Here is a 12,483-nt window from a genome sequence, read left to right as displayed (position 1 = left end):
TGACGATCGGGCCCTCCGCTTGCCCGCACACTCTCCACAACGACGCATCAGCCGCCAACCAAAGCTGACGACCAATCACGAAAGATCGAGGTTAGTAGGCTTCGACGCAAACCCCGTCCGTACGCGGCACCCGCGCCGCACCGACCCGATCCGAAGAGAGCACCACCGTGACGCACCCCTTCCTCGACCTCACCCCGCTCACCGCCGCGCACTTCGCGGCCATCGAGAAGCGGGTGGCCGGCCTCCTCGCCACCGAGCAGGACGTCGTCATCACGCAGGGCGAGGCGCTGCTCCCCCTCGAAGGCTGCATCCGGGGCGGCGCCCGGCCCGGCTCGACCGCGCTGAACGTCGTCACCGGCCCGTACGGGCAGACCTTCGGCAACTGGCTGCGGGACTGCGGTGCCAATGTGGTCGACCTGGCGGTCCCGTTCCACACGGCGGTCACCGCCGACCAGGTCGCGCGGGCCCTGGCCGAGCACCCGGAGATCGATTTCGTCTCCCTGGTGCACGCGGAGGCGGCGACGGGCAACACCAATCCGGTCGCCGAGATCGGTGAGGTGGTCCGTTCGCACGGGGCGCTGTTCATGCTGGACGCCGTCGCCTCGGTGGGCGCCGAGCCGCTGCTGCCGGACGTGTGGGGCGTCGACCTCTGTGTGATCGGCGCGCAGAAGGCGATGGGCGGCCCGGCCGGGGTCTCGGCGGTGTCGGTGAGCGAACGGGCCTGGGAGCGGATCGCCGCCAACCCCCAGGCCCCGCGCCGCTCGTACCTCTCGCTCCTGGACTGGAAGGAGCGCTGGATCGACGGCGGCCGCAAGGCACTGCTGCACGCCCCCGCCCAGCTGGAGATGCTGGCCCTGGAGGCCTGTGTGGAGCGGATCGAGGCCGAGGGCCTGGACGCGCTGATGGCCCGGCACGCCTCGGCCGCCGCGGCGACCCGCGCCGGCGCGGTGGCTCTCGGCGGCGGGCTGTCGCCGTATGTGCACGAGGCGAAGGAGGCGGCCCCGGTCGCGACCACGCTGCGCGCCCCCGATGGGATCGACGCCGCGGAGCTGGTCGCACGGGCGCTCGCGGCCGACCCGTCGCTGCCGCTGATCGCGGGCGGCGGGGCACTGTCCAAGGAGATGATCCGGGTCAATCACTACGGTGTGGATGCGACGCGGGGCGCGGTGCGGTCCTCGCTCGCGGCTCTGGGGGCGGCGCTGGCCGATGCGGGCCGGCAGGTCGACTTCGAAGCTGCCCGCAAAGCCGTTTCGGAAACCTGGCCGAGCGAGTAAATCCACGCCGGGACATCAATATTCCACAAATGCGGGGAGCTGCTTTATTCAGAGCAGCTCCCCGCATTCTTCTGCCCGCTTTCCCGTTCCCTAAACACCCAAGTTTCCCCGCGTCCAGCCCGAGGTCGATCCGCACAATTCCGTTGCGTCACCCGAGAGTTACGACCTTGTGACCGACTCCACAGCGCGACCGTTATGCCGGATAAATAGCCCCCAAAACGGTATAAAGCGCAGCCAGATCGCACCGGTGCACACGCCCGCGTGATAACACAGCGGATCGCACCGCCCAACCCCTTGCGTCGATGCAATTTCAGAATTTGCTGGGTAAATTCAATTCGCATGACCGCCGCACCAGCAGATTTTGCAAGTGCCCGAAGCGAGTTTCTCACCATCGACACCCCACGAGTGGAGGACGGGGCCGCGATCTGGCGCATCGCCCGCGACTCCGAGGTCCTGGACCTCAATTCCTCGTACAGCTACCTGCTGTGGTGCCGCGACTTCGCGGAGACCTCCGTGGTCGCCCGCGACGAGACCGGCGAAGCCATCGCCTTCGTGACGGGATACCTCCGGCCGGACCGCCCCGAGACGCTCGTCGTCTGGCAGGTCGCCGTCGACCACGGCCGTCGCGGGACCGGACTGGCGGGAAAGCTGCTGGACGCGCTGACCTCGCGGGTCGCCGCCGCCCAGGGGCTGGCCTCGGTCGAGACGACCGTCACCCCGGACAACACCGCGTCGGACCGGCTGTTCACCTCCTACGCGCAGCGCCACGACGTCGCCCTGGAACGCGAAGTGCTCTTCGCGGGCGAACTGTTCCCCGAGGGAACGCATCTGCCGGAAGTGCTGTACCGCATCGGCCCGTTCCACACCTGAGCGCGTCCGCCGGTCCGTCTGCGGGCGCTTCGGCCGCCACCACGTCCGCCCGCCCCGGCCGCTCCGTTCCCGAGCACCCCCGCACCCTTGCACCGTCGTCCGTCACGCCCCCCTCAAGCAGGAGATTCCCTGTGACCATCACCCCGCCCGCACTGAGTGTCTTCGAGACCCTGGAGTCGGAGGTACGGAGCTACTGCCGCGGCTGGCCCGCGGTGTTCGACCGTGCGCAGGGCTCCCGTCTGACCGACGAGGACGGCCACAGCTACCTCGACTTCTTCGCCGGCGCGGGATCTCTCAACTACGGCCACAACAACCCCGTGCTGAAACGCGCGCTGATCGACTACATCGAGCGCGACGGCATCACCCACGGCCTCGACATGGCCACCACCGCCAAGCGCGCCTTCCTGGAGTCCTTCCAGAACAACGTGCTGCGCCCGCGCGACCTCCCGTACAAGGTGATGTTCCCCGGCCCGACCGGCACCAACGCCGTCGAGGCGGCGCTGAAGCTGGCCCGCAAGGTGAAGGGGCGCGAGTCGATCGTCTCGTTCACCAACGCCTTCCACGGCATGTCGCTGGGCTCGCTGGCCGTCACCGGCAACGCCTTCAAGCGGGCCGGGGCAGGTATCCCGCTGGTGCACGGCACCCCGATGCCGTTCGACAACTACCTCGACGGCAGGGTGCCCGACTTCCTCTGGTTCGAACGGCTCCTGGAGGACCAGGGATCCGGTCTCAACAAGCCCGCCGCCGTGATCGTCGAGACGGTGCAGGGCGAGGGCGGCATCAATGTGGCGCGCCCCGAGTGGCTGCGGGCGCTCGCCGATCTGTGCCGTCGCCGCGACATGCTCCTGATCGTCGACGACATCCAGATGGGCTGCGGGCGCACGGGGGCGTTCTTCTCGTTCGAGGAGGCCGGCGTCACCCCTGACATCGTCACCCTGTCGAAGTCCATCAGCGGCTACGGACTGCCCATGTCGCTCTGTCTGTTCAAGCCTGAGCTGGACATCTGGGGGCCGGGCGAGCACAACGGCACCTTCCGCGGCAACAACCCGGCGTTCGTCACGGCCGCCGCCGCGCTGGACGCCTACTGGGCGGACGGACAGATGGAGAAGCAGACCCTGGCCAGGGGCGAGCAGATCGAGCAGGCGCTGCTCGCGATCTGTGACGAACACGCCCGGCTGGGTGCGCGGTTCCGGGGCCGCGGCCTGGTCTGGGGCGTGGAGTTCACCGACACCTCGCGCGCCGCCGCCATCTGCGCCCGCGCCTTCGAGCTGGGCCTCCTGGTCGAGACCTCCGGTCCGCGGAGCGAGGTCGTGAAGCTGCTGCCGCCGCTGACCTCCACCCCCGAGGAGCTGGACGAGGGCCTGCGGACGCTGGCCCGCTCGGTCCGCGAGACGGCCTGACCACCTGACCACCTGTCCTGGGCCTCCCGTCCCGGACAGGTACGCACACAAGCACCACCGCAGAGAAAGGCACCGACCCACCGTGATCGTCCGATCGTTCAGTGACATCGAGAACACCGACCGGCATGTGAAGGCCGCTTCCGGAACCTGGGAGAGCAAGCGCATCGTGCTCGCCCAGGAGAAGGTGGGCTTCTCGCTCCACGAGACCACGATGTACGCGGGCACCGAGACGTCGATGTGGTACGCGAACCACATCGAGGCCGTCCTGTGCGTCGAGGGCGAGGCCGAGCTCACCAATGACGAGACCGGCGAGAAGCACTGGATCACCCCCGGCACGATGTACCTGCTGGACGGCCATGAGCACCACACCATGCGGCCGAAGACCGACTTCCGCTGCGTCTGCGTCTTCAACCCTCCGGTCACCGGGCGGGAGGAGCACGACGAGAACGGTGTCTATCCGCTGATGACCGAGGAGGGCTGAACCATGACCACCGATGTACGCGCCGATCTGTACCCCACACGCGGTGCGGCCGAGATGACCACGCCTCGCCAGGACCCGGTCATCTGGTCCGCCCCCGGCGCCCCGGGGCCGGTCTCCGTCAAGGACCTGCAGGGCTTCGAACGTGACGGGTTCCTCACCGTCGACGAACTGATCACGCCGGACGAAGTCGCCGTCTACCACGCCGAACTGGACCGGCTGATCGCCGATCCGGCGGTGCGGGCCGACGAACGCTCGATCGTGGAGCCGAAGTCGCAGAAGGTGCGGTCGGTCTTCGAGGTCCACCGGATCAGCGAGGTCTTCGCCCGGCTGGTCGGCGACGAGCGCGTGGTGGGCCGGGCCCGGCAGATCCTCGACTCGGACGTGTACGTCCACCAGTCCCGGATCAACGTCAAGCCCGGCTTCGGCGCTTCGGGCTTCTACTGGCACTCGGACTTCGAGACCTGGCACGCCGAGGACGGTCTGCCGAACATGCGGGCGGTGTCCGTGTCGATCGCGCTGACCGAGAACCACGACACCAACGGCGGGCTCATGATCATGCCCGGTTCGCACAAGTCGTTCCTCGGCTGTGCGGGCGAGACGCCGAGGGACAACTACAAGAAGTCCCTGAAGATGCAGGACGCCGGCACCCCGTCCGACGAGGCGCTGACGAAGCTGGCCGACCGGCACGGCATCAAGCTCTTCACGGGCAGGCCGGGTTCGGCCACCTGGTTCGACTGCAACTGCATGCACGGCTCGGGGGACAACATCACCCCCTACCCGCGCAGCAATGTCTTCATCGTCTTCAACAGCGTGGAGAACGCCGCCGATGAGCCGTTCGCGGCTCCGGCACGGCGTCCGGAGTTCATCGGGGCGCGGGACTTCACACCGGTGAGGTGACGTACCGGAGAACCCGGACCGGACAAGGGGGTGGGGCGGCGACCGTCGCCCCACCCCCTTCTTCGCGTGCGTGGACCGCGCTCGAAGTCGGTGGACCGGGACAGCCGTCAGCGGCGACAGTGGGGCCCATGACCTCACTGGTACGTCACATCACGATCGACTGCGCCGACGCCTACGAACTCGGCGGTTTCTGGGCCGAGGTGCTCGGCGCCCCGCTCTCCCGCGAGGACGCCCCCGGCGATCCCGAGGCGCTCGTCGAAGCCCCCGGCGCCGCGCTGCTGTTCATCTCGGTGCCGGAGCCCAAGAACACCAAGAACCGTCTGCACCTGGACATCCAGCCGCGGGACCGCACCCGCGACGAGGAGGTGGAGCGGCTGCTCGGCCTGGGCGCGACCCTCGTGGCCGACCACCGCCGGCCGAACGGGCGGGGCTGGGCGACGCTCGCCGACCCGGAGGGCAATGAGTTCTGCGTCGAGTGCGGCGCGGCGGAGCGGGCGTCGCTCACCGGAACCCGGCTGCCGGTCACGGCGGACGACGTGACCACCGCGGTCCGTCTCGCGGTCGACGCGCTGCGACAGTCCCCGATGGACGACTGGCTGGTCCCGGCCGGGTCGTTGGAGTGGAACTGCTGGGAGACCGCGGAGCACCTGAGCGACGACCTCTTCTCCTACGCCACCCAGCTGGGCCCCCGCCGGCCGGCGCTGGAGACGTACGTCCCGTACCGCTGGGAAGCCACCCGCGAGGGCGGTCCGTTGAACGCGATCTTCGCGGACCGGTCGGCCGGGCCCGGCGGACTGCTCCAGACGCTGGAGGCGAGCGGCGCGCTGCTCGCGGCGATGGTACGGACGGCCTCGCCGGAGGTCCGCTCGTACCACTCCTACGGGGTGTCCGATCCGGAGGGCTTCGCCGCCATGGGCATCGTGGAGACCCTGGTGCACACGCAGGACCTCGCCGCGAGCCTGGAGATCGCCTGGGCGCCGCCCGCCGACCTCTGCGACCGGGTGCTGGCCCGCCTGTTCCCGGACGCGCCGAAGGACGCCGACCGGTGGGCCGTCCTGCTCTGGGCCACCGGCCGCGCCGAGCTGCCCGGCCGATCGCGGGTCACGTCGTGGAAGTGGCACAGCGCGCCGCTGGTCGAGCCCGGCCGGGAGTGACGAGAGCCCGGCCGGGGCCCCGGGGCGGGCCGGACGGCCGCCCCGGGGCTGTGAGAATCCGGGTCCCGGGCCGACACGGCCTTGGGCATCTGGTCGGGATCATGCCCGGCCCGCGGGCCCCGGCCCACCGATCCGGCCCGGTCCCGACGGAAGATCCCGGTGCCCCTCCGGGCCTCAGGACCGATCGGCGTCCAGCGCCGGGTAGTCGATGTACCCCTTCGCGTCCCCGCCGAAGAAGGTCGACGGGTCCGGGGTGTTGAACGGGCCGCCGGCCTTCAGCCGGGCGGGCAGGTCCGGGTTGGCGATGAACAGCGCGCCGTACGAGACGATGTCGGCGATCCCGTCGTCGATCACCGAGTGGTCGTCCGGCCCGGTCGGCCCCTCCGTCAGCGCGTTGAGAACGAACGTGCCGGAGAACTGCTTGCGCAGCGCGAGGGTCAACTCGCGGATCTCCACCGCCTCCAGGACGTGCAGATAGGCGAGGCCGAGCGGCTCGATCTCGCGCACCAGCGCGGTGTAGACGGAGTCCAGCACGGGCTCGTCGATGTCGTTGTACGTGTTTCCGGGCGAGATGCGCAGCCCGGTCCGCTCCGCGCCGATCTCGGCGGCGACGGCCTTGACCACCTCGACGGCGAACCGGATGCGGGCCTCCTCGGAGCCGCCCCACTCGTCGTCGCGCAGGTTGGTGTTGGGCGAGAGGAACTGGTGGATGAGGTAGCCGTTGGCACCGTGCAGCTCGACCCCGTCGAAGCCGGCGTCGATCGCGTTGCGGGCGGCCGTCGCGTAGTCGGCGATGGTCTGCCGGACCTCGTCGCCGGTCAGCTCGCGCGGGGTGGTGAAGTCCTCCAGTCCCGTGCCGGTGTAGAGCTGACCGGCGGGCTTGACCGCGGATGCGCTGACCGGGGTGAGCCCGTCCGGCAGCAGGACCGGGTGGCCGATCCGGCCCGCGTGCATGAGCTGGGCGAAGATCCGGCCGCCCGCCGCGTGCACCGCGTCGGTGACCTTGCGCCAGGACGCGATCTGCTCCGCGCTGTGCAGTCCCGGGGTGTTGGGGTAACCCTGCCCCACCACCGACGGCTGGATGCCCTCCGTGATGATCAGGCCCGCCGACGCGCGCTGGGCGTAGTACTCGACGACGAGATCCGTGGTGGTACCGCCCTCACCGGCCCGGCTGCGGGTCATCGGAGCCATCGCTATGCGGTTGGCGAGCTGGGTGCCGGACAGGTCGATCGGGTCGAAAGCGGTGGTCATGATGAGCTCCCGGAAAATTTATATGGTCGGCCAACTATTTCCGCCTGCGCCACTGTAGCCCATTAATTGGCCGACCAAGGTAAAGTTCGCAGCAAGCGCCGAATCCACGCTTCCGGCCCGCACCGCAGCGCCGGGGCGCCGGCCCGGCACCACCCCGAGGAGTCCCGATGAAGGCCGACCCCGCCTGTCCCGACCTGCCGAGCGCCGCCCTCGGCGGCCCTGTCAGCCATGCCGTCTCACGGGTCGCCCGGCTGCACCGGATCGCCGCGGGCAAGCTGCTCAAGGGGCTTGGGCTCTACCCCGGCCAGGAGTTCCTGATGATGTACCTGTGGGACGCGGGCGCGGTGCGCCAGTCCGAGCTGATCAGGGTCATGGACCTCGACCCCTCCACCGTCACCAAGATGCTCCAGCGCCTCGAACAGACCGGGCACGTCCGCCGCTCCCCCGACCCGGACGACCGCCGGGCCGTCCTGGTCGAGGCCACCGACGACAGCTGTGCGCTGCACGCCGCCGTCGAGCGGGCCTGGACGAATCTGGAGGAGCACACCCTCGCCGGACTGGACACGGCCGAGCGCGAGGAGTTGGCGCGGCTGCTCGGCAAGGTCGAGGCGAACCTCTGCCAGGAGACCGCGGACTGCCCCGAGCGCTGCTGATCCCCCGGCGCCCGGACGGGTCCAGCCGGTACCCGGGCGGATTCAGCCGGAGAGCACGTCCAGGGCACGGTCCACATCCGCCTCCGTGTTGTACAGGTGGAAGGCCGCGCGCAGGCTGCCCGCCCGCTCCGAGACCACCACCCCGGCCCGCGCCAGCTCCGGCGCCCGCCCGCCGAGTCCGGGCACGGCGACGATCGCCGACTCCCCCGGCACCGCCTCGTGCCCCATTCCGGCCAGCCCGGCCCGCATGCGGGCCGCGAGACCGGTGGCGTGGGCACGGACGGCGTCGATCCCGACCTCGCCCAGCAGCGCGAGAGAGCGCTCGGCACCGTGGTACGAGAGGAAGGCGGGCGGCTCGTCGTAACGGCGCGCGCCCGGGGCGAGCCGCTCGACCGGGCCGTACGTGCTGTTCCAGGGGTCATCGGAGGCGACCCACGCGGCGAAGACGGGCGGCAGGGTGCGCTGGGCCTCCTCGGTGACGGTGAGGAACGACGCACCCCGCGGGCAGAGCAGGAACTTGAAGCCGCCGGTGACCGTGTAGTCGTACGCCCCGGCGTCCAGCGGAAGCCAGCCGGCCGACTGGGTCGCGTCGAGCAGCGTACGGGCGCCGTGGGCGGCGGCCGCTTCGCGTACCGCGTCCAGATCGGCGATCCGGCCGTCGGCGGACTGCACGGAGGAGAAGGCGACCAGCGCGGTGCCGGGCCGTACCGCATCGGCCAGCCCGTCCAGCGGGACATAGCGCATCCTGAGATCGCCACGGACCGCGAACGGACTGACGACGGAGCTGAACTCCCCCTCGGGCGCCACGACTTCGGCCCCCTGCGGCAGGGAGGCCGCGATCAGCCCGACGTGTACGGAGACCGAGCTGCCGGTGGCGACCCGGTCGGCGCCGACTCCGGCGAGGCGGGCGAACCCGGCGCGGGCGGCGTCCACCGCCTCGAAGTCGCCGGAACCGTTCCTGCACCCCGTGGCGAGCGCCTCGGCGAGCTCCCCGACCGCCGCCACCGTGCGCCGGGGCAGCAGCCCGCAGCTGGAGGTGTTGAGGTAGGTGGTCTCCGGCGCGAACTCGTCGTCCACCGCACGGCTGAGCGAAGTAGTCTCCATGAGCCCAGCCTGAAGCCGCCTTGATTCATCGTCAATTACCACGAATCAAGGGGTGCACCCAAGTAATGCTTATGCATGCGGCTCAGGACGGGCCGTCGGACGTCGCCACCGGCGTACGGGTCGCGCAGGCGACGCCACCGCTTGCCTACGGGGCCGTGCGGCCACGCAACCACCCGCCCGCAGGCCGCTCGGGCGCCGTCGCCGCCCGCCCGCAGGCCCGCTCAGGCGCCGCTTCCCGTCTGCGGGACCTCGCAGGCGCCGTCGGCGTCGCAGGCCGCGGCGTCGCCGCCGATCACGGTCAGCGGCCGGTCCTTCCACGCCTGTTCGAGCGCCTGGGCGAAGACCTCGGCGGGCTGGCCGCCGGAGATTCCGTACCGCCGGTCGAACACGAAGAACGGCACCGCGTTCGCCCCCAGCTCGGACGCCTCACGCTCATCGGCCCGCACCTCGGCGGCGTACGCCTCCGGGTCGGCGAGAACGGCGCGCGCCTCGTCGGCGTCGAGCCCTGCCTCGACGGCCAGCTCGACCAGCACGTCACCGTCGTAGACGGAACGCTCCTCGGCGAAGTTCGCCCGGTAGGCGAGGCCCAGCAGCTCGTCCTGACGGCCGCGGGCCTTGGCCAGGTGGAGCAGCCGGTGGATGTCGAAGGTGTTGCCGTGGTCACGGCCCTCGGTGAGGTAGCCGAGCCCTTCGGCCTGCGCGTTGGCCGCGACGTTCGCCTCCATGGCACGCGCCTCTTCACGGGTGCGCCCGTACTTCTGCGCCAGCATGTCGATCACCTGCGCGGTGTCGCCCTTGGCGTACCCCGGGTCGAGCTCGAAGGACCGGTGCACGACCTCGACCTCGTCGCGGTGGGCGAACCCCGCCAGGCCCTTCTCGAAGCGGGCCTTCCCGATGTAGCACCAGGGGCAGGCTATGTCGCTCCAGATCTCGACGCGCATGTCTCTTCTTCTCTCCGTGTTCTCGTGACTACGGCTCGGGCAGCACGAAGCCGCCCTCCGCTCCCGTGGCACAACGCGGGAGCGGACCCCCTCATTCCCCGCCCGCGCGCGGCGGCTCCCCCGCCGGGCTGCTCCGGTCGTCGAGTTCGACGACCGGGCGGTCGGCGACCACGGCCACAATGATCACCGGTGCGTCGCCGTCGCTCTGGTTGAGGGAGACCGCCACCCACCGGCCCCCATACCGCCAGGTCACCGAGACAGTCCCGGTCGCACAGTGCCCGGTACAGCGGCGGCATGGGCTCGTCCGCGAGGTCGCGGAAGATCGGCACCCGCATGCCCGCCGTCCGATGCCCACCCCATCGCCGGTCCAACTCGCCCACGAGGTCGGCCAGATGACCCGCCGCGGCTTCCTCGGCCTCGTTCCATTCGGGCCCGTACACCCCCACGAGGCCGTCGCTCTCCCAGAGCGGCAGGATCCGGAAGCCCTCGCCCTCGGTCCCGGACCACTCCCCGGCGTCCGGCTCGCCCGCGTCGGCCGTCGGCCCCACGGCAGGTACGGGCCAGGCGAGCAGCGCCTCGATGTCGGACACCGCCCGGCCGGTCGCGAACGTCTCACCGCTCCGGGCGGTCACAGCGCTGCCGCCTCGACGGGCGCCGTGGTCGGTCCGTTGAAGGACGCACGGTACGCGCCGGGGGTGAGGCCGGGGCGGCGCCGGATGTGCCGGCGCATCGAGTCGCTCCCGTTCGTCACACGCGAGTGGTGTGCTGGTCCAGGATGGCCCGCAGTCGGTCGAGGCCCCCGGCCTCACGCACGGCCCGCTTGGGCAGAACACCGACGCACATGGTGTCGGGGTCCCGGGTGAGCAGGACGAAGTGGCCAGCCGTCTCCCGATAGCCCTGGAAGACGGACCACTTCTGGACCAACGTGCTGTGGTCGCTGCGGCAGGTGATCCCGGCCGGAGACACGGTGGCACAGTACTCGCCATGCCATCCGATGATCCGCTGCACGTGGGCGGCCTGTAGCCGCGGGTACCCCCACACCACCAGGACGACGCGAGCAGCCACACCGCCACTGCGAAGAGAACCGGCGAGAGCAGCCCTCGCAACCGGCCCTTGATCCCCCGTACCCGCCCGCGTGCGTGGAACGCGTCGGACCAGTCCGGCTGCCCCAGCGCGTATCTCAGCTCGACAACGGCACCTGCCGCCGGCAGGGAGCCATATGCGGCAAGGACTTCAGCAGATCGTCGGCCCGGACGTACAGTGCGGTAGCGAGGGCGTCCAACTCAGTGTTCACACAGGAGGGTTGGCCCGCCTCTTCGTTTCATACCCTGAAGGTCCCATGGAATCGGGCAAGTAACATGCCCGGTCATGGCGATGTTTGTGCACTTGACGTCGGCGGCGAACGCACAGCGCATCCGACGGTCCGGGATCCGGGCAGCCAGCCGGGGACAAGGCAGTGTGCGCGGGGTGTACTGCTTTCCGGTGCTGCCGTCGTACACCCTCACCCACCAGTGGCTGCGCGAACTGGCCCGTTTCGGCAGCCGGGGCGGGCTTGTGGCCGTCCACGTACGGCTGGACGACGACCAGCACGTGCTGGTCGGGCGCTATACGGACCGGACGCGGGACGCCCAGTCCACCGTTCCCGCGGCCGAGGCGGTGCGGCGAATCGCTGCACTGGACGACCCGCGAGGGTGGGAGGTGTTCGTACCTCGGGCGATCCGGCCGCGCGAAGTGCACCGGATCCGCACAGCGCCACAGGCTGTGGGCTGGCGATACTGGCCGGACGCGCACGGCGTCCGCCCCTGCACCTGCTTCGGATGCCGGGTGAGGGGAGAGTACGGGGCGCGGCGCCTGCGGGAGCGGCTGCCGCATCCGCTGGACGGACCGCCGCCACCGGCCGAAGTGCTGCTCGCCAGGGTCGCGGCAGCCGGCGACCCCGGAGACCCAGCCATGCTGCGGGAGGCACTGCATTGGTTCGGTATGCGCCGACGAGGCCCGCTTGCCCAGCTGACCCGCCTTGCTGCCCACCCCGACCTCGGCGTACGAAAGGACCTGGTGTGGGCGGTCGCCCGCTGGTCCACCCCTGGGGTCGCTGATCTGCTGGACGGTCTCGCTGACGACCTGCACCCGGACGTCCGGGAGGCGGTAGAGGCCTTCCGTGAGTCGCAGTGATCATTGAACCCTTGAAATCGATCGTCTCGGGGCTGTGGCCGTGACCGGCCGGCCATGCGCCACGGCCCAACAGATCGAGGACGAGTGCGGCGATGTTCCACGCGTCGTCCTCGCCGCGGTGATGGCGTCCCTCAAGCGGCAGTCCGGCGATCTGCAGGGCGTGGTCCATGCCGGGTTTCTTGCGCAGCCCGTAGTAGGGCTTTGTTAGGTACCCCGGATGATCAAGCAGGAGTAGGGTTGTGATCTTCTTTCAGGTGTGACACCTGAGGAGATGGAAGAGGTTCGT

Annotated in this window: 14 protein-coding genes and 1 pseudogene; 8 read left to right on the top strand and 7 right to left on the bottom strand. The window is 70.4% G+C overall.

Translation table 11 applies throughout. From position 1 onward, the window contains the following. Positions 1-167: 167 nt before the first annotated feature. The 6 genes from ABZ826_RS37645 to ABZ826_RS37620 all read left to right on the top strand — a co-directional run bounded on the left by ABZ826_RS37645 (position 168) and on the right by ABZ826_RS37620 (position 6,076). On the top strand, positions 168-1,274 hold the full coding sequence (locus tag ABZ826_RS37645) for an aminotransferase class V-fold PLP-dependent enzyme (RefSeq protein WP_361458871.1): 1,107 nt from the start codon (positions 168-170) through the stop codon (positions 1,272-1,274). A gap of 405 nt (positions 1,275-1,679) precedes the next feature. After that, positions 1,680-2,144 carry a diaminobutyrate acetyltransferase gene (gene ectA / locus ABZ826_RS37640; RefSeq protein WP_361458873.1) on the top strand — a complete coding sequence of 155 codons (465 nt, stop codon included), beginning with the start codon at positions 1,680-1,682 and terminating at the stop codon, positions 2,142-2,144. 131 nt (positions 2,145-2,275) lie between these two features. Then, positions 2,276-3,544 carry a diaminobutyrate--2-oxoglutarate transaminase gene (ectB, locus tag ABZ826_RS37635; protein ID WP_361458869.1) on the top strand — a complete coding sequence of 423 codons (1,269 nt, stop codon included), beginning with the start codon at positions 2,276-2,278 and terminating at the stop codon, positions 3,542-3,544. 82 nt (positions 3,545-3,626) lie between these two features. After that, complete coding sequence (locus ABZ826_RS37630) at positions 3,627-4,025, top strand: ectoine synthase (protein ID WP_361458867.1); 399 nt, start codon at positions 3,627-3,629, stop codon at positions 4,023-4,025. Between the two features lie 3 nt (positions 4,026-4,028). Then, positions 4,029-4,922: an ectoine hydroxylase gene (thpD, locus tag ABZ826_RS37625; protein ID WP_361458865.1), complete on the top strand. Its 894-nt coding sequence runs from the start codon at positions 4,029-4,031 to the stop codon at positions 4,920-4,922. Positions 4,923-5,050: 128 nt separating this feature from the next. Further along, complete coding sequence (locus ABZ826_RS37620) at positions 5,051-6,076, top strand: VOC family protein (protein WP_361458863.1); 1,026 nt, start codon at positions 5,051-5,053, stop codon at positions 6,074-6,076. Between the two features lie 174 nt (positions 6,077-6,250). Here the strand turns inward: ABZ826_RS37620 and ABZ826_RS37615 are convergent, their stop codons facing one another. Beyond that, positions 6,251-7,327 (bottom strand): alkene reductase, encoded by a 1,077-nt coding sequence (locus ABZ826_RS37615; protein WP_361458861.1) that lies wholly within the window; start codon positions 7,325-7,327, stop codon positions 6,251-6,253. Between the two features lie 167 nt (positions 7,328-7,494). On the opposite strand from ABZ826_RS37615, the gene ABZ826_RS37610 reads away from it, so the two are divergent. Further along, positions 7,495-7,980 (top strand): MarR family transcriptional regulator, encoded by a 486-nt coding sequence (locus ABZ826_RS37610; RefSeq protein WP_361458859.1) that lies wholly within the window; start codon positions 7,495-7,497, stop codon positions 7,978-7,980. A gap of 42 nt (positions 7,981-8,022) precedes the next feature. Here ABZ826_RS37610 and ABZ826_RS37605 read toward each other — a convergent pair whose 3' ends face one another. From ABZ826_RS37605 to ABZ826_RS37585, 5 genes are all read right to left on the bottom strand, one after another. Next, the gene (locus tag ABZ826_RS37605) at positions 8,023-9,084 is read right to left on the bottom strand and encodes an aminotransferase class V-fold PLP-dependent enzyme (protein ID WP_361458857.1); all 1,062 of its coding nucleotides are present in this window, start codon (positions 9,082-9,084) and stop codon (positions 8,023-8,025) included. A 221-nt stretch (positions 9,085-9,305) separates the two neighbouring features. Then, on the bottom strand, positions 9,306-10,025 hold the full coding sequence (locus ABZ826_RS37600) for a DsbA family oxidoreductase (RefSeq protein ID WP_361458856.1): 720 nt from the start codon (positions 10,023-10,025) through the stop codon (positions 9,306-9,308). Between the two features lie 91 nt (positions 10,026-10,116). After that, positions 10,117-10,251 carry a hypothetical protein gene (locus tag ABZ826_RS37595; RefSeq protein ID WP_361458854.1) on the bottom strand — a complete coding sequence of 45 codons (135 nt, stop codon included), beginning with the start codon at positions 10,249-10,251 and terminating at the stop codon, positions 10,117-10,119. A gap of 402 nt (positions 10,252-10,653) precedes the next feature. After that, a complete protein-coding gene (locus ABZ826_RS37590) occupies positions 10,654-10,776 on the bottom strand; it encodes a hypothetical protein (RefSeq protein WP_361458852.1) in 123 nt (40 codons plus the stop codon). Continuing rightward, the gene (locus tag ABZ826_RS37585) at positions 10,773-10,991 is read right to left on the bottom strand and encodes a YcxB family protein (protein ID WP_361458850.1); all 219 of its coding nucleotides are present in this window, start codon (positions 10,989-10,991) and stop codon (positions 10,773-10,775) included. The genes ABZ826_RS37590 and ABZ826_RS37585 overlap by 4 nt, the downstream gene beginning before the upstream one ends. Before the next feature lie 402 nt (positions 10,992-11,393). Between ABZ826_RS37585 and ABZ826_RS37580 the strand changes: the two genes are divergently transcribed. Next, on the top strand, positions 11,394-12,197 hold the full coding sequence (locus tag ABZ826_RS37580) for a HEAT repeat domain-containing protein (protein ID WP_361458848.1): 804 nt from the start codon (positions 11,394-11,396) through the stop codon (positions 12,195-12,197). Positions 12,198-12,243: 46 nt separating this feature from the next. On the opposite strand, the pseudogene ABZ826_RS37575 reads toward ABZ826_RS37580, so the two are convergent. Beyond that, positions 12,244-12,390, bottom strand: a pseudogene (locus ABZ826_RS37575) (DNA polymerase III); the annotation flags it as partial. Positions 12,391-12,483 lie beyond the last annotated feature (93 nt).

This window comes from Streptomyces sp. NPDC047515, assembly GCF_040643055.1.
Lineage (GTDB): Bacteria > Actinomycetota > Actinomycetes > Streptomycetales > Streptomycetaceae > Streptomyces.
The sequence above is the reverse complement of the archived record's forward strand: the minus strand, read 5'-3'. Positions and strand labels throughout refer to the sequence as shown.